The organism is Trueperella bernardiae, assembly GCF_030246965.1.
GTDB lineage: Bacteria > Actinomycetota > Actinomycetes > Actinomycetales > Actinomycetaceae > Trueperella > Trueperella bernardiae.
Genome location: NZ_CP127099.1, coordinates 1,100,551 through 1,125,594 on the forward strand (window position 1 = coordinate 1,100,551; position 25,044 = coordinate 1,125,594).

25 protein-coding genes are annotated in these 25,044 nt (G+C 67.1%); 7 read left to right on the forward strand and 18 right to left on the reverse strand.

The window, feature by feature from the left end:
• Position 1: 1 nt before the first annotated feature.
• The 9 genes from QPC17_RS05125 to hrcA all read right to left on the reverse strand — a co-directional run bounded on the left by QPC17_RS05125 (position 2) and on the right by hrcA (position 8,774).
• Positions 2–721: a PP2C family protein-serine/threonine phosphatase gene (locus QPC17_RS05125; protein WP_062613811.1), complete on the reverse strand. Its 720-nt coding sequence runs from the start codon at positions 719–721 to the stop codon at positions 2–4.
• An 82-nt stretch (positions 722–803) separates the two neighbouring features.
• Positions 804–2,294 (reverse strand): alpha/beta hydrolase family protein, encoded by a 1,491-nt coding sequence (locus QPC17_RS05130; protein WP_143602094.1) that lies wholly within the window; start codon positions 2,292–2,294, stop codon positions 804–806.
• Entirely contained in the window at positions 2,291–3,202 is a 912-nt protein-coding gene (era, locus tag QPC17_RS05135) for a GTPase Era (protein ID WP_236698681.1), read from the reverse strand. Before era ends, QPC17_RS05130 begins: the two co-directional genes overlap by 4 nt.
• Positions 3,189–4,442: a hemolysin family protein gene (locus QPC17_RS05140; protein ID WP_068538983.1), complete on the reverse strand. Its 1,254-nt coding sequence runs from the start codon at positions 4,440–4,442 to the stop codon at positions 3,189–3,191. The genes era and QPC17_RS05140 overlap by 14 nt, the downstream gene beginning before the upstream one ends.
• On the reverse strand, positions 4,435–4,947 hold the full coding sequence (ybeY, locus tag QPC17_RS05145; RefSeq protein WP_062613808.1) for an rRNA maturation RNase YbeY: 513 nt from the start codon (positions 4,945–4,947) through the stop codon (positions 4,435–4,437). The genes QPC17_RS05140 and ybeY overlap by 8 nt, the downstream gene beginning before the upstream one ends.
• A gap of 5 nt (positions 4,948–4,952) precedes the next feature.
• The gene (locus QPC17_RS05150) at positions 4,953–5,906 is read right to left on the reverse strand and encodes a PhoH family protein (RefSeq protein ID WP_082661194.1); all 954 of its coding nucleotides are present in this window, start codon (positions 5,904–5,906) and stop codon (positions 4,953–4,955) included.
• Between the two features lie 10 nt (positions 5,907–5,916).
• Entirely contained in the window at positions 5,917–6,636 is a 720-nt protein-coding gene (locus QPC17_RS05155; protein ID WP_062613806.1) for a 16S rRNA (uracil(1498)-N(3))-methyltransferase, read from the reverse strand.
• The gene (gene dnaJ, locus QPC17_RS05160) at positions 6,633–7,745 is read right to left on the reverse strand and encodes a molecular chaperone DnaJ (protein ID WP_062613805.1); all 1,113 of its coding nucleotides are present in this window, start codon (positions 7,743–7,745) and stop codon (positions 6,633–6,635) included. The genes QPC17_RS05155 and dnaJ overlap by 4 nt, the downstream gene beginning before the upstream one ends.
• Before the next feature lie 12 nt (positions 7,746–7,757).
• A complete protein-coding gene (gene hrcA / locus QPC17_RS05165) occupies positions 7,758–8,774 on the reverse strand; it encodes a heat-inducible transcriptional repressor HrcA (protein WP_201783163.1) in 1,017 nt (338 codons plus the stop codon).
• 96 nt (positions 8,775–8,870) lie between these two features.
• Between hrcA and QPC17_RS05170 the strand changes: the two genes are divergently transcribed.
• Entirely contained in the window at positions 8,871–9,731 is an 861-nt protein-coding gene (locus QPC17_RS05170) for a DUF3097 family protein (protein WP_251769541.1), read from the forward strand.
• On the opposite strand, the gene QPC17_RS05175 is transcribed toward QPC17_RS05170, so the two are convergent.
• From QPC17_RS05175 to lepA, 4 genes are read right to left on the reverse strand one after another with little or no spacing between them, the layout of a single operon-like run.
• Positions 9,703–10,314, reverse strand: a complete 612-nt coding sequence (locus tag QPC17_RS05175) for a hypothetical protein (protein WP_062613802.1) — start codon at positions 10,312–10,314, stop codon at positions 9,703–9,705. The genes QPC17_RS05170 and QPC17_RS05175 overlap by 29 nt on opposite strands.
• Positions 10,311–11,477 carry a radical SAM family heme chaperone HemW gene (gene hemW, locus QPC17_RS05180; RefSeq protein ID WP_070448378.1) on the reverse strand — a complete coding sequence of 389 codons (1,167 nt, stop codon included), beginning with the start codon at positions 11,475–11,477 and terminating at the stop codon, positions 10,311–10,313. The genes QPC17_RS05175 and hemW overlap by 4 nt, the downstream gene beginning before the upstream one ends.
• Complete coding sequence (trmB, locus tag QPC17_RS05185) at positions 11,470–12,264, reverse strand: tRNA (guanosine(46)-N7)-methyltransferase TrmB (protein WP_068538979.1); 795 nt, start codon at positions 12,262–12,264, stop codon at positions 11,470–11,472. Before trmB ends, hemW begins: the two co-directional genes overlap by 8 nt.
• Positions 12,264–14,123, reverse strand: coding sequence for a translation elongation factor 4 (gene lepA, locus QPC17_RS05190; protein ID WP_068538978.1), 1,860 nt, complete (start codon positions 14,121–14,123; stop codon positions 12,264–12,266). Before lepA ends, trmB begins: the two co-directional genes overlap by 1 nt.
• Positions 14,124–14,225: 102 nt before the next feature.
• Here lepA and QPC17_RS05195 point away from each other — a divergent pair, with 102 nt between their 5' ends.
• The 6 genes from QPC17_RS05195 to rpsT all read left to right on the forward strand — a co-directional run bounded on the left by QPC17_RS05195 (position 14,226) and on the right by rpsT (position 17,617).
• Entirely contained in the window at positions 14,226–14,846 is a 621-nt protein-coding gene (locus QPC17_RS05195; protein WP_236698680.1) for an HAD-IA family hydrolase, read from the forward strand.
• A 13-nt stretch (positions 14,847–14,859) separates the two neighbouring features.
• Positions 14,860–15,498 carry a hypothetical protein gene (locus QPC17_RS05200; protein WP_068538977.1) on the forward strand — a complete coding sequence of 213 codons (639 nt, stop codon included), beginning with the start codon at positions 14,860–14,862 and terminating at the stop codon, positions 15,496–15,498.
• A 113-nt stretch (positions 15,499–15,611) separates the two neighbouring features.
• Positions 15,612–16,100 carry a PH domain-containing protein gene (locus QPC17_RS05205; RefSeq protein ID WP_068538976.1) on the forward strand — a complete coding sequence of 163 codons (489 nt, stop codon included), beginning with the start codon at positions 15,612–15,614 and terminating at the stop codon, positions 16,098–16,100.
• An 11-nt stretch (positions 16,101–16,111) separates the two neighbouring features.
• The gene (locus QPC17_RS05210) at positions 16,112–16,792 is read left to right on the forward strand and encodes a type II toxin-antitoxin system PemK/MazF family toxin (protein ID WP_068539013.1); all 681 of its coding nucleotides are present in this window, start codon (positions 16,112–16,114) and stop codon (positions 16,790–16,792) included.
• A gap of 83 nt (positions 16,793–16,875) precedes the next feature.
• Positions 16,876–17,094, forward strand: a complete 219-nt coding sequence (locus tag QPC17_RS05215; protein ID WP_101923850.1) for a CsbD family protein — start codon at positions 16,876–16,878, stop codon at positions 17,092–17,094.
• Between the two features lie 256 nt (positions 17,095–17,350).
• Positions 17,351–17,617: a 30S ribosomal protein S20 gene (gene rpsT / locus QPC17_RS05220; protein WP_062613794.1), complete on the forward strand. Its 267-nt coding sequence runs from the start codon at positions 17,351–17,353 to the stop codon at positions 17,615–17,617.
• 297 nt (positions 17,618–17,914) lie between these two features.
• Here rpsT and pntB read toward each other — a convergent pair whose 3' ends face one another.
• The 5 genes from pntB to QPC17_RS05245 all read right to left on the reverse strand — a co-directional run bounded on the left by pntB (position 17,915) and on the right by QPC17_RS05245 (position 24,976).
• The gene (gene pntB / locus QPC17_RS05225; protein ID WP_070445592.1) at positions 17,915–19,357 is read right to left on the reverse strand and encodes a Re/Si-specific NAD(P)(+) transhydrogenase subunit beta; all 1,443 of its coding nucleotides are present in this window, start codon (positions 19,355–19,357) and stop codon (positions 17,915–17,917) included.
• Positions 19,358–19,359: 2 nt separating this feature from the next.
• Entirely contained in the window at positions 19,360–20,892 is a 1,533-nt protein-coding gene (locus tag QPC17_RS05230; protein ID WP_062613792.1) for a Re/Si-specific NAD(P)(+) transhydrogenase subunit alpha, read from the reverse strand.
• Positions 20,893–20,985: 93 nt separating this feature from the next.
• Positions 20,986–21,930 (reverse strand): DNA polymerase III subunit delta, encoded by a 945-nt coding sequence (holA, locus tag QPC17_RS05235; RefSeq protein WP_236698679.1) that lies wholly within the window; start codon positions 21,928–21,930, stop codon positions 20,986–20,988.
• An 8-nt stretch (positions 21,931–21,938) separates the two neighbouring features.
• On the reverse strand, positions 21,939–24,104 hold the full coding sequence (locus tag QPC17_RS05240) for a ComEC/Rec2 family competence protein (RefSeq protein ID WP_285347062.1): 2,166 nt from the start codon (positions 24,102–24,104) through the stop codon (positions 21,939–21,941).
• A complete protein-coding gene (locus QPC17_RS05245) occupies positions 24,104–24,976 on the reverse strand; it encodes a helix-hairpin-helix domain-containing protein (protein WP_201783162.1) in 873 nt (290 codons plus the stop codon). The genes QPC17_RS05240 and QPC17_RS05245 overlap by 1 nt, the downstream gene beginning before the upstream one ends.
• Positions 24,977–25,044 lie beyond the last annotated feature (68 nt).

Consider the following 25,044-nt stretch of genomic DNA (forward strand, 5'->3'; position numbering starts at 1 on the left):
GCTAGGCCTCTCCGCGCACCTGCGCGAGCACGATGGTGACGTTGTCGTGCCCGCCCGCGGCCAGCGCCTCATCACGCAACAGGTGGACGGCCTCATCCATGTTGACCGCCTTGGCCAAGATCATCGCGATCTCATAGTCGGTTAGCTCATCGTGTAACCCGTCGGTGCAGCACAGCACGAAGTCGCCGTCGTGCAACGCCACGCGGCGAAACTCCACGTCCGGCGGCCCGTAGGTGCCCACAGCCCGGGTGATGATGTTCTTCTGGGGGTGCACGTGCGCCTCGTCGTCGGTGATCTGACCGGCGTCTACCATCTCCTGGACCATCGAATGGTCGTGCGTGAGACGTTCCAGGTCGCCGGCGCGGTATCGGTACACCCGCGAGTCGCCCACGTGGAACACGAGCGGCACCTCGCCCAGGTACACGCCCGCCACCGTGGTGCCGGCGGTGGGGCCAAGGTTAAGCAGCGAGGTCTGGGTGTCGAAAAACTCGCCCTCCACGTGCACCGTGATCGCCTCCGCAGCCCGGGCCAGCGCCTCCGAGATGACAGCCGCCGCCTCACTTTCGAGGTCTCCCTCCACCTCGGCCAGCATGTCCACGGCGTACTGCGCCGCGACGTCGCCCAGTGCGTGCCCGCCCATGCCGTCGGCCACCGCGAACAGCCGGGGGCGAGCCAGATAACGGTCCTCGTTGCGCGCACGGACGGCGCCGGTGTCGCTCACGCACACCATTCTTGCGGTCAATCTCATGCTCACGCCTGCCCTCCTGCCCTCCTGCCCTCATCCTACGCCGAGCGCGGGCACTCTAGAAGAACGGCGAGGGGTAGATGCCCCAGTAGGCCAGGGCAAACAGGAGGAGGATCTGCCCGGTGAAGATCACGCGCAAGTCCGCCCCCGCCCGCCGGGTCTGCATCGGGTGGGCGTGCCACGTGGCAAGCGCGCGCACGAGGAAGTACACCGCGGCAAGGCCCAAGAGTTCCACCGTGAGGATCCCGCCCTGGACCACCCACCGGTTCGTCTCGTAGCTCAGCGCCAAGGTCGCGATCGCCACGAGATAGGCGAGAAAGGCCACCCACGTGAGCGTCACCAGCACGGCGCTGATGAGGATCGGGCGTCCCACGCGCTGATAGTTCTGCCGCGCCCCGATCCCAAAGTGGCCCGACAGCAGGAGTAGCGATCCGATCACGGTGAGCATGAGGCCCGAGGCGAGGATCGCGAACATCGCGGTCCCCGAACCGAACCAGCGCGGGGTGTCAAGCGTCTGCGCCGTGAAGGCCTGGTGCGGCTGGGCACCCGCCACCTTCGGGCTGAGCCGGGCCGAAGACGGCAGGCCGTTGATGAAGTCCGCGATGTCCTGGAAGGGGCGGGCCTGCAGCTCGCCATCGATCCGCAGCCCGTGGTCGGCACCCTCGTAGTAACGCACCAACAGATCGTTGTTGCCCGCCTCCTGCAGGCTCTCCCCCACCTCGATCGGGCCCTGCACGATCGGCATCGACAGGTCGTGGGTGCCGTAGGCCATCATCACCGGCACCGTGATTTGCTTGTGGTAGGGGCGCGGGTCAAACGTGGCGTACTGGAAGTCGCCCGCTGCGATCGCGCCCGTAATGAGGCGCGGGATGCCCTGGTAGATGACCGGTGGTACGCCCACGTTGCGCAGGTAGGCGTCCGCGGCGAGCGCCCCCTGGTCGCGGATCGGCATGGCCGGGTCGGAGATGAGGATGAGGAAGGCCGCCTCGGCGTCGTCGGCAACCGCCACGGGCGCAACGAGCGCGCCCTCGGACTCTCCGTAGTAGCCCACGTCGCGAGCGTAGACCGAGTCCTGATCGCGCAGCCACTCGGCCACCGTCTCATACCCGCGGGCGAGTCCCAGGTAGTCGCGTTCGAAGGTGGTGTAGTGCTCGAGCAGCTTGTCCGGGACTGCCGTCACGATCCCGGCGGAGGCCAGCCACTGGGCGTGCTCCTCGAAGGCCTCGTGCGAGGATGTGCCCGTGCCGTGCAGGAACACGACGCCAGGGCTCTGTCCCTTCACCCCCACCGGCTCGCGCAGTGTCAACTCGATCGTGGTGCCGTCCTCCATGGCGACATCGTGCACCGACGTCGCCACCTCGTACGTGTCAAGCGGCGCGGTACGCGAGGAGGAGACGATGGCCGTGTCCGCGGTTTCGGGCGCGATGAGGTTCGTCATCGGCTGCGGGTTCCAGTTCGGCCCCGCCCACGCACCCCACGTGCCAAGAACCAGAACGGCGAGCACCCACAGCAGGACGAGTGGGGGCTTGCGCGCACGTAAACTGATCAAAAGCCGAGCCGCCCCAAAAGCTTCGGGTCGCGCTGCCAATCCTTGGCCACCTTGACGAAAAGGTTCAGGTAGACCTGGCGGCCGAGCATCGCCTCAATCGACTCGCGCGAGGAGCGCCCCACCCGCTTCAGGCGCGCCCCGCCCCGGCCGATGATGATGCCCTTCTGAGACTCACGCTCTACGTACAGGCTCGCGTGGATCGCCAGCACGGGCTCCCCCTCGCGCCGCGGCCGCTCCTCCATCTCGTCGACGACGACCGCGATCGAGTGCGGCAGCTCCTCACGCACGCCCACCAGCGCGGCCTCGCGGATGAGCTCGGCGATGCGATCCTCCTCTGTTTCATCCGTCACAGAATCGCGCGGGTACAGGGGTGGGCTGAGCGGCATGCGCTCGAGCAGAAGGCTGGCCAGCAGGCCCACCTGCTCGCCGGCCACGGCAGACACGGGCACGATCTCAGCGAACTCGTGCATCTGGGAGATCTCGATGATGCGCTCGGCCAGCGCGTCCTTCGTCACTTTGTCCATCTTCGTGATGACGGCCAGGATCGGCGCGCCAGTCTTTTTCACCAGGTCAAGCAGGAAGCGGTCGCCCGGGCCGGTCGGCTCGTCGGCCGGCATGCACAGGGCCACGGCGTCCACATCGGATAGCGCCTCCCCCACCATGTCGTTGAGCCTCTCGCCCAGGAGCGTGCGGGGGCGGTGCAGCCCGGGGGTGTCCACCACGATGAGCTGGCCCGCCTCCAGCTGGACGATGCCCCGGATCACCCGGCGTGTGGTCTCGGGCTGATCGGCGGTGATGGCGATCTTCGTGCCCACCATCGCGTTCAGCAACGTCGACTTACCCGCGTTCGGGCGGCCGACCACCGAGACGAATCCGGCCCGGAAATCCTCAAACTCACTCATCTTCATCCTGCGCTCTTTTCACAATGACACTCACCAGCCGCTTGCGGCGACCCTCGAACCGGTCCGCCGCTAGCACCAAGCCGGCGATCGTCGCCTCCGATCCTGAGATGGGTATCTTACCCAAACCCTTCGCAAGAAGACCGCCGATCGACTCCACGTCGTCGTCGTCAACATCGATGCCAAAGAGCTCGGCCACCTCGTCGATCGGCATGCGGGCCGGGACGCGGAAGACGCCGTCGTCGATCTGCTCCACCTCGGGCAGAGCCCGGTCGTGTTCGTCGACCATCTCGCCCACCAGCTCCTCGAGCAGGTCCTCGATCGTGACGAGGCCGGCGATGCCGCCCCACTCGTCCACCGCGAAGGCGATGTGGTTCTGGGTGGCCTGCATGTGGGCCAGCAGGTCGTCGGCCAGCACGAACTCGGGCACGAACTGGGCCTCGCGCATGACGTCGCTCACCAGGAGGCCCTCGGTGTCGGTGCGGCGGTGGATGCGGCGCACCACGTCCTTAAGGTAGGCAACCCCCAGCAGGTCGTCGGAGGACTCGCCAATTACGGGCACGCGGGAAAAGCCCGAGCGGGTGAAGAGCGAGATGGCGTGGTCCAGATCCTCCGTCGCGTCGATCGAGATCATGTCGGTGCGCGGCACCATCACCTCGCGCACGATCGTGTGCGACAGCTCGAAAACCGAGTGCAGCATCGAGCGCTCGTCGTCCTCCAGCACCTCGGACTCCGAAACGCGCTCCACCATCACCTGCAGCTCGTCCTCGTACCTCGTCTCCCGGTCCTCCTCCGCCGTCTCGCGCCGGGTGACGAACACCGAGCCGAGTCGGGCGAGCGGCCACAGCACGGCGTCGCCCACCCGCAGCGCCTGGACGGGGTATTTGGCGCCGAGGTGCGCGGGCAGGAGTAGGCCCGTGCCCATGAGCGCGAGCACGGCGACAACGAGCGTCACGATCCACACGAGCCAAGCGGCATGTACGAAATCCGTGATGAGGGTGAACACGCCCAGCCCGAGCAGCATGAGGAATACGTTGTGGACGGCCGTGACCGCCGCCAATGTGGCCGGGCGCCGCTCGTAGATCCGGGCCAGGTGCTCCCCCGCGTTGCCCTCCTCGATCGCCTGGCGCACGCGCGGGTGCGTGATTGTGTGCAGAGCCTGGAGCGTGATGTTGGTGAGGATCGTGCCGAGCAGGGCAACAATCGCCACCACACTGGCCAGGGTGAGCGAGACTTCGGACTCAATCATCGTCGACCGTCGGAGCGATGTCGTCGATGTTCCCCGAGCCGTAATCGTGCGGCTTGCGCGCCAGGAAGGTGAGCAGCAGGCGGCGCTGGAGGTCGAACATCTCCTCCTTCTCCTCCGGCTCGGCGTGATCGTAGCCGAGCAGGTGCAAGATACCGTGGGTGACTAGGAGCAAGATCTCCTCCATCGTGGCATGCCCCGATTTCAGGGCCTGCCGCTTCGCCACCGCCGGGCACACCACAATGTCGCCCAGCATCCCGGGCTTGGGCTCGGTGCCGAGCGGGGCAGGGCGGATCTCGTCCATCGGGAAGGACAGCACGTCGGTGGGGCCGGGCAGGTCCATCCACTCCAGATGTAGCTGCTCCATCGCTGCCTCGTCTACGAAGATCACCGACAGGTCAGCGCGCGGGTGCACCCGCATCTGCTCGAGCACGTAGGAGGCCAGCTCGCTGACCTCCGTCACGCCCACCGCCGGTTCGAAACCCGATTCGTCGTTTACCTCAATCATTTTCCTCACTCGGCGTCATATCGTGCGTAGGCGTCGATGATGTCGGCCACCAGCCGGTGGCGCACCACGTCGGCCGATCCCAACTCAATGAACTTGATCTTGTCCACGTCGCGCAGGATCCGGCGCACGAGCGCCAAGCCCGAGGTCTTCTTCGACGGCAGGTCCACCTGGGTCAGGTCGCCCGTTACCACCATCTTCGAGTGGAAGCCGAGGCGCGTGAGGAACATCTTCATCTGCTCCGGCGTGGTGTTTTGCGCCTCATCGAGGATGACGAACGCGTTCGACAGGGTGCGCCCGCGCATGTAGGCCAGCGGCGCCACCTCGATCGTGCCGGCCGCCAGCAGCTTGAGGATCGCGTCCGGGTCAATCATGTCGTACAGCGCATCATAGAGCGGGCGCATGTACGGATCGACCTTGTCGTTCAGCGAGCCGGGCAGGAAGCCCAGCGACTCGCCGGCCTCCACCACCGGGCGGGTGAGGATGATGCGCGAGACCTCCTTGCGTTGGAGGGCCACCACGGCCTTCGCCATCGCCAGGTAGGTCTTGCCCGTTCCGGCCGGGCCAATACCGAACGTGATCGTGGCCTCGTCGATCGCGTCCACGTAGGCCTTCTGCCCGAGGGTCTTGGGCCGGATCGTCTTGCCCCGGTTGGTGAGGATGTCGGTGCTCAGCAGGTCAGTGGGCTTGGCCAGCCCCGATCGCATGATAGCGAGCGCGCGTTCCACCGCGTCCACGGTCATGTGTTCGCCGGTGGCGGCCACGGAGATGAGTTCGCTCATGAGCTCGGCCGCGAGCTCGACGTCGGCCTGCTCGCCGTTGATCGTGATGCCCTGCCCGAGGACGTGGAGGGTGGCCGGTGCCAGCCCCTTTTCGAGTGCGCGCAACACCTCGTCCCTGTGGCCGAGGATGTTGATCATCGGCACGCGGTCGGGGACGGTGACAGTTTTGGTAACTTCCATCGTTTTCATTCTAGCGGTATGCCGTGACGACGGCGGCCGCCCACGCCCCCGCCGTCGCCGAGCGCATGACGTGGTTGCCGAGCAGGACGGGGGTGGCACCGGCGCCGGCGAACATCTCGAGTTCGGCGGGCGTGATGCCGCCTTCGGGCCCGACGACGATCATGACGTCGCGCTCGATCGGCAGCAGGTCGGCCAGCGGCGCGGTTGCTTCCTCATGGCAGACAACCGTGAGCCCGTCGAATTCGCGGATCGCGGCGGCGAGCTGGCCGGAGGTGTGGAGGGGGTGAATCTGCGGGAGGAAGGCACGCCGGGATTGCTTCGTGGCCGCCCAGACGGCATCGGCAAGCCGCGCCCGGCCCTTCTCGGCCCTGTCCCCGCTCCAGCGCACGATCGAACGCTCGGCCATCCACGGGATGAAGGCGTCCACGCCGTACTCGGTGCAGGTTTCGAGCGCTTGCTCGTCGTGTCCGCGCTTAGCGAGCGCCTGGACGAGAGTGATGCGCGGGCGCGCCAGCTCCTCTTGAACGGAGGCGAGCCGGCGGCCGCAGACCTCAGCCTTGCCGACGACGTCGACTTCGATCGTCACCCGCAGCCCGTCCCCGTTCACGACGTCGATCCGATCGCCCACGCTCGTGCGCCGTACGACGGCGGCGTGGTGGGCCTCGGGCCCGGTGAGGATGACCTGCTCGGTATCGGCGAGGTCAGGATCGATGTAGACCGGTAAAGTCATCGGCCCGAGAGCCGATCCCAGATGCGCCCGAACACCGACTGGCTGGAGTCGACCAGCTCGCCGGTCTCCTCCCCGCGCTCGTGGGCGAACTGTTCGAGGAGCTCGCGCTGGCGGGCGTCGAGCTTGGTGGGGGTGACCACCTGGACCTGGACCTTGAGGTCGCCGCGCCCGCCACGGTGGAGGCGGCCCACGCCCAGGCCGCGCAGGGTTTCGACGTGGCCGGCCTGCGTGCCCGGGTCGAGGGAGATGGTCTGCTCCCCATCGAAGGTGTCGATCTCGAGCGTGGTGCCGAGCGCGGCCGCCGTCATCGGCACCTGCAACGTACATAGCAGGTCATCCCCGGAACGGGTGAAGACCGGGTCGGGCTCGATCTGGACCTGGGCGAACAAGTCACCCGCCGGGCCGCCCGCCAGGCCGGCGTCGCCGCGGCCCTGGAGGCGGATGCGCATCCCATCGTCTACGCCCGCGGGAACCTTGATGGTGACGGGCTGGCTGGCGCGGATGCGGCCCTCGCCCGAGCACTCCCCGCACGGGGTGACGATGATCGTGCCATATCCCTGGCAGCGCCCGCACACCGTCTGTGACATGACCTGGCCGAACAGCGACTGGGTGACCTGCTGGACGGAGCCGGTGCCGTCGCAGTTCGTGCACGGTACGGGCTCAGTGCCCGGCTCGGCCATCTGCCCGTGACAGTGCGGGCACTCGACCACGGCCTCATGGTTGATGGTCTTCTCCGCGCCGAACACCACCTCGTCGAGGCTGAGGTGGACGGCCACGAGCGTGTCCTGGCCGCGCCGGGCGCGCGAGGCCGGGCCGCGGCGTGTGTTGCCCCCGCCGAAGAAGGTATTGAAGATGTCCTGGAAGCCCTCGAAGCCCGGGCTGTAGGTGGCCCCGCCGCGCAGCGCGTCCTCCCCGCCCATGTCGTACATCTTGCGTTTGTCCGGGTTGGAGAGCACCTCGTAGGCGTTGTTGACCTCCTGATACTTCTCCGTGGACCCGCCGTTGGGGTTGTCGGGGTGCAGTTCGCGGGACTTCTTCCGGTAGGCCTTCTTGATCTCGGCCTGGGTCGCGTTCCGGCCCACCCCGAGGACGTCGTAATAATCTGCCACAGTTTCCCTTTGTTAATTCGCTGCCAAGATGTCGGATAGATACTTCGCCACCGCATAGACCGAGGACATATTCGCCGTGTAGTCCATGCGCGTCGGTCCAATGATGCCAAGCCGGGCCAGTGTTTGCTGGTCCGCGCCCACATAGTTGGTGGACACCACAGAGGTTTCGCTCAGGGCATCACTCGAGTTCTCCCGGCCGATCCCCACGTGCAGCCCGTCCTCCTGGTGGGCGAGGATGCGCAGCAGTACCACCTGCTCCTCGATCGCGTCGAGGATGGGGAAGACCGAGTTGTCGAAGTCAATCGTGTAGCGGGTGAGGTTGGCGGTGCCGGCGACGACGACCCGTTCCTCGGCTTCGTTGCGTAGCGTTTCTTCCACCACCTGCACGACGAGGCGGGCGGCCGGCTTGAGTTCCTCTGGCAGGCCGTCTTCCACCCGGCCGAGCGCGTCGGGCAGGCCGGCCAGCTGGAGCTCCTCGAGTTCGGTGTTGAGCACCCGCCGCAGCGCCACCAGGTCCTCCTCCGTGAGCGCCGAGGGGAAGGAGACCATGCGCTGCTCCACGCGGCCAGCGTTGGTGATGATGACGACCAGCGCGCGGGTGTCGGTGAGCGGCACCAGCTCGATGTGGCGCAGGGCCGTGCGGCGAAGCGAGGGGTATTGCACCATCGCCACCTGGTTCGTGAGGGAGGACAGGAGGGCCGCGGCGCGTGTGATGACCTCGTCTAGGTCCACCGCCTCGAACAGCATGCGCTTGATCGCGGTGCGCTCGGCGCGCGAGAGCGGCTTGAGCGAGGCGATCTGGTCCACGAACTGGCGGTAGCCGGCGTCAGTGGGCACGCGCCCTGCGGAGGTGTGGGGTTGGTGGATGAGGCCAGCCTCCTCAAGCGACACCATGTCGCTACGGACGGTTGCCGGCGAGACGCCGAGGTGGTGGCGCTCGACCACGGCGCGCGAGCCCACTGGCTCGCCCGTACGCACGTAATCTTGCACGATGGCGTTGAGCACCTTGGCCTGCCGATCCGTTGCCATCACGCCTCCCCACATAGCACTCGCATAACTCGAGTGCCAATTCTACGCCCTGGCCTCCAAATATCCCAGTTGCCTCCCACGCGCTACCCTAGCCCCATGAGCTATATCGACCGCTACGGCCCTGACGCCCTCAACGCCCCCGCCTCCACCATCCGCGACGTCACTGTGGAGGTGGGCATGGTCCTCGAGGACGTCACCTCCGGGTACGTGGGCGAAGTGATGAAGGTGGGCAAGGTGGCCGGCCAGTGGCAGATGGAACTGGAGGATGCCCAGATGCGCCGGCGCGGCTTCCCGATCGGGCGCGGGTTCTGGCTCGAGGGCGAGGCGGTGAACCTCATCCCGCCCCTGCCGAAGAAACTGGTAGCCAGCCGAGGCCCGAAGATCACTGCCTCGGGCTCCTTCCACGTGGAGCACGAGGCGCGCGTGGCCAAGGCCTCCCGCATCTGGGTGGAGGGCAAGCACGACGCCGAGCTCATCTCCAAGATCTGGGGCTCCGACTTGGCCTATGAGGGCATCATGATCGAAGAGCTCTTCGGCGCCGACCACCTGGCCGATGTCCTCGCCGTCTTCGGCCCGTCCGATTCCCGGCGCGCCGGCATCATGCTCGACCACCTCGTGGCCGGCTCCAAGGAGGCCCGTATCGCCGCCGAGGTGGCGACCATGGAGGGCGTGCTCGTGCTCGGCCATCCCTACGTCGACATCTGGCAGGCGATCAAGCCCGGCGTCGTTGGTCTGAAAGAATGGCCGCACGTGCCGCGCGGGGAGGACATCAAGAAGGGCACGCTCGCCCGCATGGGCTGGCCGCACGCCACGGCCGAGGATATCGGCCTGGGCTGGGCCAGGATTCTGAGGGCCGTGCGCGACTACCGGGACCTCGAGCCGGCGTTCCTTGGCCGAATGGAGGAGCTCATCGACTTCGTCACGGCCGCTAGCCCCACACCTCACCGGGCAGGGTAGGGATGATCCCCTCCGCATAGGAGGCGATCTCCTTCAGCCGCTCGACCTTCTCCCCGCCCTCGTTGACCATGAAGGTCACTTTGTTGGCCGTCAAGTGCGCCGCTCGCAGGCCGGGCCAGGAGGTGAGGAAGGCGGCGACATCGTCGTTCACCCAACCCGACTCGCCCTCCCAGGACAACCCGCCGTCCAGGCGCGCGAGGGTCTCGGGGATCTCGGGCTCGGTGCCGTCGCTGCGCAGTGGGACCTCAAGCGTGAACAGCAGGTAGCCGCCAACCGACGGCGCCACGAAGCTGCCCGCCCGCCAGGTGGTCCCGCGCCGGCCGGAGCTGACGGCCTCCACGCCCGGCGCCCCCACCGCGAGCGGCCAATGGCTCGGCAGCACCGTGGTATCGAGCAAGAAGAGGGCGAGGTTGTCCACGGTGTCCTTCACCCGCCACCCCTGGGCGCGCATGGCGCCCTTGAGACGCGAGGCCTCGTCCCACGTGCCACCCGACTTCTTGGAGAACAGGGTGATCCCCGTGTAGATCAGCGGGATGCCGATCACGAGGGCAAGGATGGTGTAGACGACATAGTCGCGGTTCATGATGCCTCCTCGGCGTCCCACAGGGTTCGGGTCACGACGTCGGCCAACAGGCGCCCCTTGCGGGTCAGCCGCAAGCGGCCGGCGAACGCGGCGGCTGGGTCGATCAGTTCGTCGGCGATAAGCGAGGCGACGACGCCAGGCGGGGTAGCACCCACGTCGATGCCCTCGCTCAGACGGATGCCCAGCATGATATCCTCCTCGCGCCGCTCGGCGGGGGTGAGGACCTCGCCACCCGCGATCGGCAGCTCCCCGGCCTCAAGTTTGCCAGCGTACGCGATCGGGTGCTTGATGTTCCAAAAGCGACGCCCGTCCAGGTGGGAGTGGGCGCCGGGGCCGAATCCCCACCAGTTCGCGTTCGTCCAGTAGGCCCGGTTGTGTTCCGAGCGCTTGCCGGGCTTGGCCCAGTTCGACACCTCGTACCACTCGTAGCCGGCGGCAGACAGCGCCTCGTCTGCCATCTCGTACTTGGCGGCCAGCACGTCCGGGTCCGGCTCGGGGATCTCCCCGCGCCGCAACTGGGCCCCCATCTTCGTGCCCTCCTCGATCGTCAGGCCGTAAGCGGAGATGTGGCCGGGCTCGAGCGCGATCGCGGCGTCGAGGGAGGCACGCCAGTCATCGAGGGACTCCCCCGGCGCGCCGTAAATCAGGTCAAGGGAAAACTCCAGGCCGAGCTCCCGCGCCCAGCGGGCCACCTGGGCCACTTGGCCGGGCGTGTGCTGGCGGTCGAGGGTGGCCAGCACGTGCTCGACCGCCGACTGCATGCCGAAAGAGAAGCGGGTAAAGCCCGCATCTGCCAGGGTCTCGAGTGCCTCCAAGGTCACCGTCTCCGGGTTCGCCTCGGTGGTCACCTCGCCCTCAGGGGAGCCGAAGGCCTCCGTCAGCGCGGCCAGCACCGCCGCCAGGTCGGACGCCGGCAGCATCGTGGGAGTGCCGCCCCCAAAGAAAACCGTGCGCAGGGGCCCTGCCGGGGCGACGGCGTCGTGAGCAAGGGCGATCTCAGAGATGAGGGTGTCCGCGAAACGCGAGGCGCTCGCGCCCTTGCCGAAATCGAGGTTCGTGTAGGTGTTGAAGTCGCAATACCCGCAGCGCACCGAGCAAAACGGCACGTGGACGTAGGCGGACAGACCCTCCACCCGCGCGGTGTCGATGCCGAGTTCAGTCACGCTCGCGGATCGCCTCGACGTCGAAAATCTTGCGCCCGGCCTCAATCCCGCGCGACTCGAAACGGGTCATTACGCGGCCCGGCCAGCGCTTGGCGAAGCCGCCCCGGTACTGGCCCTGGTCGGCCGCATCGGGGTTCTTCTCCGAGTAAGGATTGGAAAAGTGCGGGCTGTTGGCCACCACATCGCGCATATGCCAGGCGTAGTCGGCCCAGTCGGTGGCCATACGCCACACGCCGCCCTGCTCGAGCACGAGCGCCACGCTCTTCGCGAAGTTGTCGCTCACCAGGCGGCGCTTGTGGTGACGCTTCTTGCGCCACGGGTCCGGGAAGAACGTCCACACCTCCCGCGCCCGCGGGTTTTCCACCTCGCCACGCCGGAAAAGGATGGGCAGGGCCTGGGCGGCGTCAACCTCCATGATCCGCACGTTCTGCACGCCCTCGCGCACGGCCGCATTCACGCAGCGCGCCACGCCGGGCGACCACGCCTCGATCGCCAAGAAGTTCCACTCGGGGCGGGCGAGGGCCGCGGACATCGTCTGCTCCCCGCTGCCCGGGCCGATCTCGACCACGAGCGGGGCCGAACGCCCAAATGCCGCGCGCAGGTCCACGAACGCATCCTTAGCCAGGGTGGTCTGGGCCGGCCCCTGCGGGTAGTCGATGACGTATGCCGGGCCGTATTCCTCCATCACCTTTTCGTACTTGTCCCCCAGGCGCGAACCGCGCCGGGTGAAGGACATAATCCGGCCGTAGTTGGGGTTCTGCTCGGGCAGGGTGCCGTGCTCGGACATTACTTCTTCTTTGACTCGGGCATCTCGGAGGACAGGGCTGCGACGAAGGCCTCCTGCGGCACGTCCACGCGCCCAATCGACTTCATGCGCTTCTTACCTTCCTTCTGCTTCTCCAGCAGTTTGCGTTTACGGGAGATATCGCCACCGTAACACTTGGCCAGCATATCCTTGCGCAGGGCCCGGATCGTTTCGCGGGCAATAATGCGCGAACCGATCGCGGCCTGGACGGGGATCTCGAACTGCTGGCGCGGAATGAGGCCCTTGAGCTTGCCGGTCATCTCCACACCGTAGTGGTAGGCGTTGTCGCGGTGGACGATCGCGGAGAAGGCATCCACCTTCTCGCCGTTGAGCAGGATGTCAACCTTGACCAGGTCCGCCTGCTGCTCGCCCTCCTCCTTGTAATCGAGGGAGGCGTAGCCCTTCGTGCGGGACTTGAGCTGGTCGAAGAAGTCGGTGACGATCTCGGCCAGCGGCAACTTGTAGCGCAACTCCACCCGGTCCTCGGACAGGTAGTCCATCCCCTCCAGGTTCCCGCGGCGCTGCTGGCACAGCTCCATCGTGGTGCCCACGAAGTCGGAAGGGGTGAGGATCGTGGCGTTGACCAGCGGCTCGTAAATCGCCCGAATCTTCCCGTCCGGGAACTCGGACGGGTTTTGCACCACATGCTCGGCCCCGCCTTCGGCAACCACCCGGTAGATAACCGAGGGGGCGGTGGCGATGAGGTCCAAGTCAAACTCGCGCTCGAGGCGCTCCGTGACGATCTCAAGGTGGAGCAGGCCGAGGAACCCGCACCTAAAGCCGAAGCCGAGTGCCACAGAGTTTTCGGGCTCGTAGACAAGGGCGGCGTCGTTGAGCTTGAGCTTGTCCAGCGCATCACGCAGGGCCGGGTAATCCGAGCCGTCGATCGGGTAGATGCCCGAATAGACCATGGGCTTGGGGTCGCGGTAGCCCGAGAGAGGCGCGGCGGCCGGCTTGCGGGCGTCCGTGACCGTGTCGCCCACGCGCGACTGGCGCACCTCCTTCACACCCGTGATGAGGTAGCCCACCTCCCCCACGCCCAGTCCGGCGGCCGGCTTCGGTTCGGGCGAGATGACGCCGATCTCGAGTAGCTCATGGTTGGTGTGGGTGGACATCATCTGTACACGCTGGCGCGGGGTGAGGTTGCCATCCACCACACGCACGTACGTCACCACGCCGCGGTAGGAATCGTAGACCGAGTCAAAGATCATGGCGCGGGCCTCGGCGTCGGCGTCGCCCGTGGGGGCCGGGATCTCGGCCACGATCCGGTCAAGCAACTCGTCCACGCCCTGGCCCGTCTTGCCCGACACCCGCACCACGTCGTCGGGATCGCACCCGATGAGGGAGGCGAGCTCGGCGGCGTACTTGTCCGGGTTCGCGGCCGGCAGGTCGATCTTGTTGAGGACGGGGATGATCGTCAGGTCATTCTCGATCGCCATGTACAGGTTCGCCAGCGTCTGCGCCTCGATGCCCTGCGCCGAATCGACCAGGAGGATCGCGCCCTCGCACGCGGCGAGCGAACGGGAGACCTCGTAAGCGAAGTCCACGTGGCCGGGGGTGTCGATCATGTTGAGCGCGTAGGCCTGCCCGTCCACCGACCACGGCATGCGCACCGCCTGGGACTTAATCGTGATCCCGCGCTCGCGCTCGATATCCATGCGGTCAAGGTACTGGGCGCGCATCTCACGCTCCGTGACGATGTCCGTCAATTGCAGCATCCGATCGGCAAGCGTGGACTTGCCGTGATCGATGTGGGCGATGATGCAGAAATTCCGAATCTGCGCGGCCGGAGTGGACGCGGGCTGGATCTTGGCCAGCTCGGCAGAGGTAGAAACGGGCACGAGTCTCCTTCGAATAACAGTCTTTGACAACGATACCAGCGCGCCCGCACGGAACCGGGAATGTGCCGTGTGAAATTAGGCGGCCTGTGCCAGACTTGAGGCGTGTACACCTCCATTTTGTGGGACATGGGCGGCACGCTCATCGACACCTACCCGGCCGTCGACCACCTGCTCGCGCGGATTGGATATCGCACGGACGCGCCCAGCAACGCCCAGCTGTCCGAGGTGGCCCGCCTGCGCTCGATCTCCATCGACCACGCAATGAACAAGCTCCACCAGCTCTACGACGCCGACCTCGAGGCCCTGCATGCCGGCTACTCCGAACTCAAGGAATCGTGGAAGACCCGCCCGGCCCCGCTCATGAGTGGCGCGCGCCGCGTGCTCGAGGCTGTTCGCGACGCCGGTGGGCTCAACCTCATCGCCACCCACCGTGACCGCTGCTCGGCCGAGGACCTGCTGGCCGCCCACGGCATCGAGGTGGACGACATGGTGTGTGCTCCCGACGGCTACGAGCGCAAGCCCTCCCCTGACATGTACCTGGTGCTGATCGAACGCCACCGCCTCCACCCGGCCCGCGTGCTCGCCGTGGGCGACCGCCCGATCGACGTGGAGGCCGCCACCGCCGCCGGGGTGGACGGCTACCTGCTCGACCACCGGGGCAAGCAACCGGGCACCCTTGCCTCCCTCAGCGAACTTATTGGGATGATCGGGCCGCGGCAGTGAGACAATACCTACCATGAGCCTTGGTCCTGGATCCCTCAACGTCTTTCTGCCCCTCATCGAGCGCCTGACCCGCCTGCCGGGGCGCGCGCTCGTAACCTTCGCCGCCGCAAGCAACGCGCTTCTCGCCTTCGTCGGCTGGCAAGCCGGCACGCACGGAGGTGGCGCAGGCGCGTGGATCCCGTTTGGCGCATGCGTAGTCTTCAGCATCGTGCTGGTGTTCTTCGCGATCCGGCGCTCCCGGCTCGAGCGCCTGCTGAACGAGTACACCGAGAAGGCGCGGGCGCGCTACGCCAAGCAGACTCAACGATCCGAGAGCGCGGGCCAAATCTCGCAAAGCTCCGGGGACGGGATCATCATCGACGAATATGGCAACGTCCTCACCCGCGAGGCGGGCATGGAGGCCGAGGTCGAGCGCCTGCGGGCCCGGGAACGCCAGGCCGACGCCGAACGGGAGGCCGCCCAGCGGCGTAAGACCTTCCTCTCCCGGCTCGAGGCCGCCCAGCGCGCCGCCATCGCCCAGGCGGGCGGGGTGGGCAACGTCCCCCACCTCCAAGACGACCTGCGCTGGACCGTGCTCGCGGCCGGCATCACCCTCGCCTCCCTGCCGTTCATCGCCCTCCTTGCCATCATCAGCCTCTTCATCTGGCTCTAATGCCGGGTGGCCGGCACCCGGAGTGCCGGGGCGGCCGCTCAGGCGAGCCGCTCCAGCGGGCGCGAGGTGGGCGACGGCGTCGTGAACGGCCAGCCTTGTGGCAAAATGGGGGCATGGGTTTTAACAAGAAGCTCCTAGCCGCCGACGAGCACGTTATTCGCCACATGCGCGAGCACGTGAAGGCGATTTTTGGCAATATCCTCGCGCTGGTGGTCGTGGTGGTGGCATTGGTCCTCGCACTCTACTTCCTGCCCGACTCAGTGCGCCCGTGGGCGCACTGGGCCGCCGGCGCCACGGCTGGGCTACTGGCGATCTTCCTGTTCGTCATCCCGTGGCTGCAGTGGATGACCAGCACGTACACGGTCACCGACCGGCGGATCATCACCCGCACGGGCATCTTCAACAAGACCGGGCACGACATCCCGCTCTCCCGGATTTCGAGCGCCTCCTACGAGCGCGACATCATTGACCGCATGTTCGGCTGCGGCACCCTCATCCTTGAAACCTCGGCCGGCAACCCGGTCACGCTCCACGACGTGCCCGAGGTCGAGCGCTTGCACGTGACCCTGATCGAGCTGCTTGACGAGAGCGAGGACGAGTAGCCGTGTCTTTCATGGAGTCCCTCCGGCGCGCGGCCAAGTCGGCCGGCCGGAGTCTTGGCCGGGACCTGGCCCGCAAGGCGGGTGACGAGATCTCCCGCGCGATCACCGGCAGCCGTGGCACGTCGGGACGCGGCGGGCGTTCAGCATCGCGCGGAACGGCGCAAGGCGGGGGTAGTGCGCGAGGTGCGAGGACGGCGTCGTCGAAGAAGAACGCGACTCAACCGGCGCCAGGACCCAAGTTGCGGCCCAGGGGCGCCACCTTGCCCGGGCCTGACGAGCCCGCCATCGAGTGGCCGGTTGCGCGCATCGGCCTTCCCACCTTCGACTACTCCCCGCTCCCCGACGCCTCCCCCGACCCGGGCGAGGTGGTGTGGGCGTGGGTACCGTTCGACGAGAACGACGGGCGCGGCAAGGACCGGCCCGTGCTCGTGCTCGCCGGATACGAGGAGCACGTGGTGTTCGTGCAGATGTCGAGCAAGGATCACGACGACTACACCCGCTACGAGGCCAGCCAAGGCCGCACGTGGCTGGACATCGGGACGGGCGCGTGGGACTCGCGCGGGCGCTCGTCGGAGGTGCGGCTCGACAGGCTGCTGGTCGCGCACGTGGCCCAAGTCCGCCGCGAAGGCGCCACGCTCGATCGGGCCAGGTACGACGCCGTAGTCAAGGCGCTCATGGAACTCCACGGCTAATGCCAGACTTTTCCAAGGTTCGCCCGCTAATATGGAAAGAGTAAGGAAGCTAGACGCTTCGGACCCACGTTAAAGGAGCAATCATGAGCTTTGATGACATCAAGAACAAGGCCAAGGACCTGGGCGGCAAGGCCAAGGAAACCGCCGGCAAGGCCAGTGACAACGAGGACCTCGAGTTCGAGGGCAAGAAGGACCAGCTGGTTGCCGACGTGAAGAAGGCCGCCACCGAAGCCGGCGAGAAGGCCAAGGGCTTCGTCAACGACACGATCGACAAGATCAAGGGCGACAAGGACGAGCAGTAGTCAACGCCCCGGGGCTCACGCCCCTGTAGCCACCACGGCGCCGCAAACGTGAGCAGATGCACCACAAACCGCATCTGGCCTCGCTTTTGCGGCGCCGGTCGCTTTGCTAAAGTAGTCAATTGGACTTTGAACCTGGTCGGGTGAAAGGTCCGGCCAATCTTCTTTCCACGGGCACCCCACGCCTCAGTCCGAAGATGGCATGCCCTCACCGACCCGCGGCCCTCGGGGCCATCATTCACAACGAAAGAGTTCATCAGTGGCAAACATCAAGTCCCAGATCAAGCGAAACAAGACCAACGAGAAGCGCCGCCTTCGCAACAAGGCCGTCAAGACCGAGGTTCGTACCCTCGTACGTAAGACGCGCGAGGCCGCTGCAGCCGGCAACGCCGAGGAGGCGCAGGAAGCGCTCCGCGTTGCTTCCCGCAAGCTCGATAAGGCTGTTTCCAAGGGTGTTATCCATCGCAACCAGGCGGCCAACCGCAAGTCGAAGCTCGCCAAGCTCGTTGCGAAGATCAACGGCTAAGTAGCTCGAAGAAAGGGCGGCGGACTGGGGTCCGCCGCCCTTTTGCGTGCCCGCCGGGCCTGAACTACGGGCGCGGCCCCGCCGGGCCACGCCCGCCAGCTGGAATTAAAGAGCTTTGGACGATTTCGGGGCGATCTTCGTATATGAGGAGATCGCCCCGGAATCGTCCAGGAATTTCAAACGGGTCCCGGGTAACAGCTTGCCCAGTGACCGGAGGCAGTCACGCCGGCGGAGAGGGATGAAGCCTCACCGCCCGAAACGACGGCGTGACTGCCGGAGGCTTAACAACCGCTTTCGCTAGGCGTTCACCTTGAGCGCGGCGTTGATCTGGTCCACCGAGTCCTTCGCGTCGCCCAGCAGCATCTGGGTATTCTCGTTGAAGAACAGCGGGTTTTGCACGCCGGCATACCCTGCGTTCCCCATGGAGCGTTTAAAGACAATGACGTTCTTCGCCTCCCAGACCTTGATGACGGGCATACCCGCGATCGGCGAGCCGGGCTCTTCGGCTGACGGGTTGACCGTGTCGTTTGCGCCGATGACGAGCACCACGTCAGCCTCGGAGAGCGTGTCGTTGACTTCGTCCATTTCGTAGACGATGTCGTAGGGCACGTTAGCCTCGGCAAGCAGGACGTTCATGTGCCCAGGCAGTCGGCCCGCCACGGGGTGGATCGCGAACGACACGTCCACGCCCGCCTCGCGCAGGCGCCGGGTGAGGTCCGCCACCGGGTATTGAGCCTGGGCCACTGCCATACCGTAGCCGGGGGTGATGACCACCTTGGAGGCCGAAGCCAGCATGTCGGCCACCTCGGGGGCGGTGATTTCGTGGTGCGTGCCGTAGTCGCGTTCTTCGGCCACCGCGCCGTCGGAGCCGAAGCCGCCGAGGATCACGGAGATGAAGGAGCGGTTCATCGCCTGGCACATGATGTAGGACAGGTAGGCGCCCGAGGAGCCTACGAGTGCGCCCACGATGATGAGCAGGTCATTGCCGAGGGTGAAGCCGGCCATCGCGGCGGCCCAGCCCGAGTAGGAATTGAGCATCGACACGACCACCGGCATATCGCCGCCGCCGATTGCGGCCACGAGGTGCAGGCCGAGCAGGAGCGCGATCACCGTGAGCAATGCCAGCGGGATCATGCCCATCCCCACGGTGCGCGTGTGGGCGAACCAGATGATGAGCGCCAGCGAGGCGACGATCGCCCCCAGATTGAGCCAGTTACGCCCCGGCAGGGTGAGCGGCTTGCCAGACATTCGGCCCGAGAGCTTGAGGAAGGCGATGATCGAGCCGGTGAACGTGACCGCGCCGATGAACACCGCCAGGCCCACCTCGCCCATGTGGAAGGCGTTGTCGGGCGAGTCCGAACCGGGGGTCAGGATGAAGGAGTTGTAGCCGACGAGCACGGCTGCCAGGCCCACGAAGGAATGGAGCATAGCGATCAGCTCGGGCATGCCGGTCATTTCCACCTTGCGCGCGAGCGGGATACCCACGGCCGCGCCGATGCCGAGCGCGACCACGATGAGGGCGGCCACCACGGCCTGCTTCTGCGCGAACGAGATGAGGAGGATGACGGTGGCAAGAAGCACGAGGCCCATGCCTACCATCCCGAGCCGGTTACCGCGCTGGGCCGTGGCCTGCTTCGACAGCCCCGCGAGCGCGAGGATAAACAGCAGAGCGGCGGCGATGTACGCCAGTGACTCGAAGCTGAGCTGCCATGACGTGTAGTAAGCAACGATGTCGTTCATGATCAACTCCTATGGAACATCTTGAGCATGCGCTCGGTGACGAGGAATCCACCAAAGATGTTGATGGATGCCACGGCGATGGCGATGAAGGACAGGATCTGGACGGCGACGTTGTCGGATCCGACCTGGAGGAGCGCTCCGACCACGATGATGCCCGAGATCGCGTTCGTGACGGACATGAGTGGTGTGTGGAGGGCGTGGGTGACCGCGGTGATGACGTAGAAGCCGATCACGACGGCGAGAGCGAACACCATGAAGTGGGTGGTTGAGCCCGGCGGCGCGGAAAGGATGAGCCAGATGAACAGGGCGCCGGCGGCAAGTTTCCACCAGTGCTTGGCGATCCAGGATTTCTCCTTCGGCGCCTCGGGGGCGACCTCCGCCTGCGCGGGCGCGGGTGCCGGCGCCGGGGCGGCCGAGACCTTCACGGGCGGCGGCGGGAACATGACCTGGTCATCGAGCGTGACGAGCATCTGGCGCACGATCTCATCATCGAGGTCCAGGTGGAGCAGGCCGTCCTTGTCCGGGGTGGTGAGCTTGAAGAAGTTGAAGATGTTCTGCCCGTACAGCTGTGAGGACTGGCCCGGCAGGCGGGCGGCGAGCTCTGCGTAGCCGATGATGATCACGCCGTTGGCGGTCACGACCACCTCGTCCGGCCGCGATCCGACCACGTTGCCGCCATTGGCGGCGCCCATGTCGACGACGACGGAGCCCGGCTTCATCCCCGCCACGGTTTCCTCCGTGAGCAGCACGGGTGAGCGGCGTCCAGGGATGGCGGCGGTGGTGATGACGATGTCGGCGACTGCGGCCTGTTCGGCGTACAGCTTTTCGGCAGCGGCCGCCTGCTCCTGGCCCATCTCCTTCGCATACCCGTCGGTGGATTCCTGGGAGGCGACCGGGATGGCCACGAAGTCGGCGCCCATGGATTCGACCTGCTCGGCCGTCTCGGGCCGCACGTCGGTGGCCCTGACGATCGCGCCCATCGAGTTCGCCGTGCCGATCGCGGCCAGGCCCGCAACGCCCGCACCGATCACGTAGACGTTGGCGGGGGCGACCTTGCCGGCCGCCGTCACCTGGCCGGAGAACAGCCGGCCGAAGTGGTGGGCGGCCTCGATCACGGCCCGGTATCCGGCCACGTTGGCCAGGGAGGACAGCACGTCCATGGACTGGGCGCGCGAGATGCGCGGGACCATGTCCATCGCCAACCCGGTGATCCCACGGCTGGAGAGGGCCTCCAGGATGTCGGGGTTGCGGCCGGGGGCCATGCGCGCGATCAAGGTCGCGCCGTGCTTCATGAGGTCGAGTCGGTCAAGGCCGGGGGCGTCGAGCGCCGTGACGATGTCCGCTGCCCACGCCTCCTCCGTGCTGACAATCCGCGCCCCCGCACTCTCGTACAGCGAGTCGGGGAAGCTGGCCCGGGCACCGGCGTCGTGTTCAACGACAACCTCGTAGCCCAGCTTGATCAGCTTTCCCGCTGTGTCCGGAGTAGCGGCGACCAGAGTCTGATCGCCAGACTCCCGTGGTACACCAATGCGCAACTTCACTCCTTTTGTCGTTACGTGCTAAAGACTCTTTCAGCATATCCCGCGCTCGGCGGGCGTGCGTCGCTTTCTTGCCGATGGGCTCGCGCACTATTGCCGTAGCGCGCAGATGGTGACGATGGCCCGCTCGAGCGCGTACTCCGGGTCCCGCGAGAGGCCCTTGACCTCCGCGTCCGCTGTGGCGATCGCCTGGATCGCCTCCGCCAGGCTCGCCCCCGACCACCCGCGCAGGTCCTGCTTGGCGCGGCTGGCCTGCCAGTTGTTGAGCTTCGGAGTGGGCCGGCCCTTGGCCGAGCGCACACCCAACACCTGCGCCATCGTGCGTAGCTTCATAGCGATCGCGCCCACGATCGCGACGGGCGAGTTGCCGGTGGCGACCGCGTGCCGGGCGAGCTCCACGGCCTTTCCGGCGCGACCTGCCACGACGGCATCGGCGACATTGAATGCGGTGGCCTCCACGCGGCCGGCGAAGTAGGTGCGCACGTCCTCCTCGGTGATCGTACCCTTCACGTCACTCAGGAGCTGGCTGACGGCCGAGAGCAGTTCGCGCAAGTCGGAGCCGAGTGCGGCAACGATCGCGTCCACCGCGTCCGACGTCATTTTCCGGCCCGCATCGCGCACGTCCTGCACCACGATCTTCGCCTTGTCGTTGGGGTACTTGACCTTCTCAAAGGCGTAGGTGGGCACCTTGCCCTTGAGCGCGTCGAGCACCTTTTTCCCGCGTTGGCCCCCGTTGTGGCGCAGCACGAGCACCGAGTCCTGCTCCGGGGCCTGGATGTAGGCAAGCAGGTCATCTTGGAAGGGCGCGTTGACTTGCTCGAGGTTGGGCACGACGATCGCGCGCGGCTCCCCGAACAGCGACGGCGTGAGCAGGGCCTCGAGCTGGCCGCTCACGTACTGCGAGGAGTCAATCTCCACGATGTTCGTGTTCGGATCCGCCGCGCGCAGCTGGCGGCGCAGGGAGGCCACCGCCCGATCCCCCAACACGGGTTCGCCGGAGGTGATGAGCACGATGGGTGCGAGTGTGACTGCCATGCGTGCCATTATTCCACGTCCATCCGACAACCCGAGACCATCTCGGCTGCCCCGAGCACGGCGGGCCCGCACAGGTCCGTGCGCACCTGGATTGGCGCGTGCCAGATCTCCAGCGCCTCGCGCGTGGGGTGGCCGTACGTGTTGTCCTTACCCACGGAGAAGATCGTCACCCTCGCCTCGAGCCTCTCGGCAAGCTCCCGGCTCTGGTCGCGCGCCCCGTGATGGCCGACGACGACGACGTCAATCTCCCCCACGTCCCCGAGCAGGGATCGCTGACGGTCTTCGGGTGCATCACCGAGGATGAGGATCCGGTGCGAGGCGGTGACCATCTGCACCACCAGCGAGTCGGCGTTCGTGGAGTCGTCGGTGCCGATCACCGAGCGCGGGCCGATGATCTCGATCCCGCCCGTGCGCTGGCCAAACTCCACCGGTCGGTGCTCGACGCCGCGCCGGTCCATGAGCTCAAGGGCCCAGGAAGAGTTGTAGACGTGGTTGAGGTTGGGCGAGTACCACACTTCGCCGACGTCGGCCACATCCAGCACGTCCTCCAGTCCGCGCACGTGGTCGGCGTCGAAGTGGCTGATGATGACGAGGTCAATGCGGGCAACGCCAGCGAGCTCCAGGCAGGCCGCCATGTTGCCGCCCTCGGGCCCGACGTCGACGAGGACAATGCCTTCTTCGGTCCGTCCGAGGAAGGCCGAGCCCTGCCCCACGTCACACTGGATCGCCTCCCAGTCCCCCGCCCCGCGCTGCGGGATGAAGGCGGAGACGAGCGCGGCGCAGACGAGCGTGCCCACCGCGCCGAGGATGACGCGCACGCCCCCAAACGCCAGGGCGGCGAGCAGCACGCCGAGGAAGGCGACATTGGCGATGAGCACGGCGATCGTGGGCAAGCCCGAGCCGGGCAGACCGATGAGCAGGGTGGTCACCTTCGCCATCCACCACGTGCATGCTTCGCACGCGCGCAGGATCGGGGTGGCCAGCCAGGGCGCCACGGGTAGCAGGAGCGTGCCGGCCATGCCCCCAATTGTCAGTGGTGCCACGACGGGCGCAACCAGCGCGTTGGCCAGGATCCCCCATAGGGAGGCCCGTTCCTGGATGGCGAGGAGCGGCGGGCCGGTGGCGATGGCGGCGATGAGGGAGATGGAGACGACGTCGGCGATCGCCCCGGGCACATGCTCGGCCAGCCGACGCTGGAGCGGGTAGGAAAAGACGATGATGGCAGCCGTGGCGAGCGCCGAGAGCTGGAAGCCGAGGCTGCGGGCGAGCTCGAGGTCGAGCAGGCTGACCCCGATGATCGTGGCAGCGAGGAGCGGCAACGCGTTCGTCCGCCGGCGCAGGGCGATCGCCAGGCACATGAGCACGCCCATGTAGCCGGCCCGAAGCACGGAGGCCTCGGGGCCGACCAGCGCCACGAGCCCGCCCAAGCTCGCCAGCGCGAATGCACCGGCAACGAGCGGTCGGCGTCGGCCCACCGCGCCGAGCACCACCGCGATCACGAGGGAAACGTGGGCGCCAGAGACCGCCGTGAGGTGGGACAGGCTGAGCATGCGCATCTGTTCGGTGGCAAGCTCGGACAGGCCCGTGTCGTCGCCCACCACCACGCCGGGGATGAGTTGGGCGTGCCAGGGGCGGTCGGCAACGTACTCGCGCAGGGCCGAGCGCAGGCGCCCTGTCAGGGGCGCGGAGAGGGGCTCGATAGTGGAAGCGTTGAGGCGGAGCATGGCATCGCCGGCCGACAGCCTGCCGCGTGCCACGAATCGCGTGCCTCGCTCGAGGCGTTCGCCTTCCCAACGCATGTAGGCGCTCGCGCGCGAGCTCATCGCCGGCCCAGAGTTAGCCGCAGCGCTCACCCGTGCGACCGCCTCGATCCGCACCATCGCGCCGAACTGCCCGCCCGTCGTCTTCGGGTGGCGTTCGATTGCGCCGGTGACCTCCACCTCGCGGCCGACCTCGTGATAGATGGCATCCGACTCCCCCACCAGGGCATCCGTCCCGCCCGCGATCGTCCCGGAGAGCAACGCCACCCCGACGATCGTGGCGAACCAGTTGCTTCTCAGCGCCCCGAGCAGGGTGACAAGGAGCGCCACGAGCCCGAGCGCGAGGTAGTCGGGGGCGAGGAGCGCCACCGCCCACACCACCCCCGCAGGCACGAGCAACCGGAAGTCCTGCATCAGATGCGCACGTGGTCGCGCAGCTGCTCGAGCGTCTTGGGACCGATCCCTCGCACGTCGATGAGCTGGTCGATCGAAGTAAAGGTACCGTTGGCGTTGCGCCAATCGATGATGGCTTTGGCTGTCACCGGCCCGACCCCCGGAATCGCCTCCAGCCCCGCCTGGTCCGCCGTGTTGAGGTTGACCTTCCCGTCCGCAGCGCCGGTATCTCCCGCCCCGCCGCTCGCTGCTCCTTCCCCGCCGACGACGCCCGAGCCGGTCGCGTCCCCTCCCTCTCCGACAGCGGGGACGTGGATGTGAACGCCGTCACTGATGGGCCCGGCCAGATTGATGCGGGCGAGGTCGGCCTCCCCGGTTGGCCCGCCGGCCGCCTGCACGGCGTCCGCAACCCGCGCGGGCGCCGGCAACGTGACGACACCCGGCACCGCCACCTGCCCCGACACGTGCACGACGATCGTCTCCGCCCTCGCGCTCGCCTCCTCCGAGCCCGCAGAATCTGGCGCTGCCTTGCCACTGGCGGTACCGTCCACTGCGTGCCCACCCTCGGTACTCTCGCCGGAGCCTGCTCCCCCGTCCCCCGCGCCGGCCTTAGACTGCGCTGACTCTTCTCCCTGCGGGATCGCGGCCACCTCGGTGGAGCGCCCGGACAGCGCTCCGATCACCCCCGACAGCGCAAGGACGAGCAGGAGGACCGCGGCGATGCGCAATGAGTTACCGTCAAGCACGAAGCGGCGCTTCATAGCGGGCGTGGTGAGCGCCCCGACGTCGTCGCCGGCACCGAGGCGCATGGCCGTGCGGGTGAAGCCCTCGACCTTCTCCCAGTCGGCGGTCGACTGGCGGGAGGCGGGGCGGCGGGTAGGCATTGTGGTCATGAAGCCATTATGTGCGCTCGTCCCCACGTGCCTTCGCGCCCGAGCCCCAAAAATGGGGTTGCCCTCCC

What these genes read in the sequence shown, in the direction of transcription:
- hrcA (WP_201783163.1), bottom strand. Translation starts at nt 8,774, where the DNA reads ATGGCAACGGATCGGCAGGCCAAGGTGCTCAACGCCATCGTGCAAGAT.
- QPC17_RS05170 (WP_251769541.1), top strand. Translation starts at nt 8,871, where the DNA reads ATGAGCTATATCGACCGCTACGGCCCTGACGCCCTCAACGCCCCCGCC.
- QPC17_RS05240 (WP_285347062.1), bottom strand. Translation starts at nt 24,104, where the DNA reads ATGCAGGACTTCCGGTTGCTCGTGCCTGCGGGGGTGGTGTGGGCGGTG.
- era (WP_236698681.1), bottom strand. Translation starts at nt 3,202, where the DNA reads ATGAAGATGAGTGAGTTTGAGGATTTCCGGGCCGGATTCGTCTCGGTG.
- QPC17_RS05245 (WP_201783162.1), bottom strand. Translation starts at nt 24,976, where the DNA reads ATGACCACAATGCCTACCCGCCGCCCCGCCTCCCGCCAGTCGACCGCC.
- QPC17_RS05210 (WP_068539013.1), top strand. Translation starts at nt 16,112, where the DNA reads ATGGAGTCCCTCCGGCGCGCGGCCAAGTCGGCCGGCCGGAGTCTTGGC.
- trmB (WP_068538979.1), bottom strand. Translation starts at nt 12,264, where the DNA reads ATGTCCGAGCACGGCACCCTGCCCGAGCAGAACCCCAACTACGGCCGG.
- QPC17_RS05175 (WP_062613802.1), bottom strand. Translation starts at nt 10,314, where the DNA reads ATGAACCGCGACTATGTCGTCTACACCATCCTTGCCCTCGTGATCGGC.
- ybeY (WP_062613808.1), bottom strand. Translation starts at nt 4,947, where the DNA reads ATGATTGAGGTAAACGACGAATCGGGTTTCGAACCGGCGGTGGGCGTG.
- QPC17_RS05140 (WP_068538983.1), bottom strand. Translation starts at nt 4,442, where the DNA reads ATGATTGAGTCCGAAGTCTCGCTCACCCTGGCCAGTGTGGTGGCGATT.
- pntB (WP_070445592.1), bottom strand. Translation starts at nt 19,357, where the DNA reads ATGAACGACATCGTTGCTTACTACACGTCATGGCAGCTCAGCTTCGAG.
- QPC17_RS05215 (WP_101923850.1), top strand. Translation starts at nt 16,876, where the DNA reads ATGAGCTTTGATGACATCAAGAACAAGGCCAAGGACCTGGGCGGCAAG.
- QPC17_RS05150 (WP_082661194.1), bottom strand. Translation starts at nt 5,906, where the DNA reads ATGGAAGTTACCAAAACTGTCACCGTCCCCGACCGCGTGCCGATGATC.
- QPC17_RS05200 (WP_068538977.1), top strand. Translation starts at nt 14,860, where the DNA reads ATGAGCCTTGGTCCTGGATCCCTCAACGTCTTTCTGCCCCTCATCGAG.
- holA (WP_236698679.1), bottom strand. Translation starts at nt 21,930, where the DNA reads ATGGCAGTCACACTCGCACCCATCGTGCTCATCACCTCCGGCGAACCC.
- QPC17_RS05155 (WP_062613806.1), bottom strand. Translation starts at nt 6,636, where the DNA reads ATGACTTTACCGGTCTACATCGATCCTGACCTCGCCGATACCGAGCAG.
- QPC17_RS05205 (WP_068538976.1), top strand. Translation starts at nt 15,612, where the DNA reads ATGGGTTTTAACAAGAAGCTCCTAGCCGCCGACGAGCACGTTATTCGC.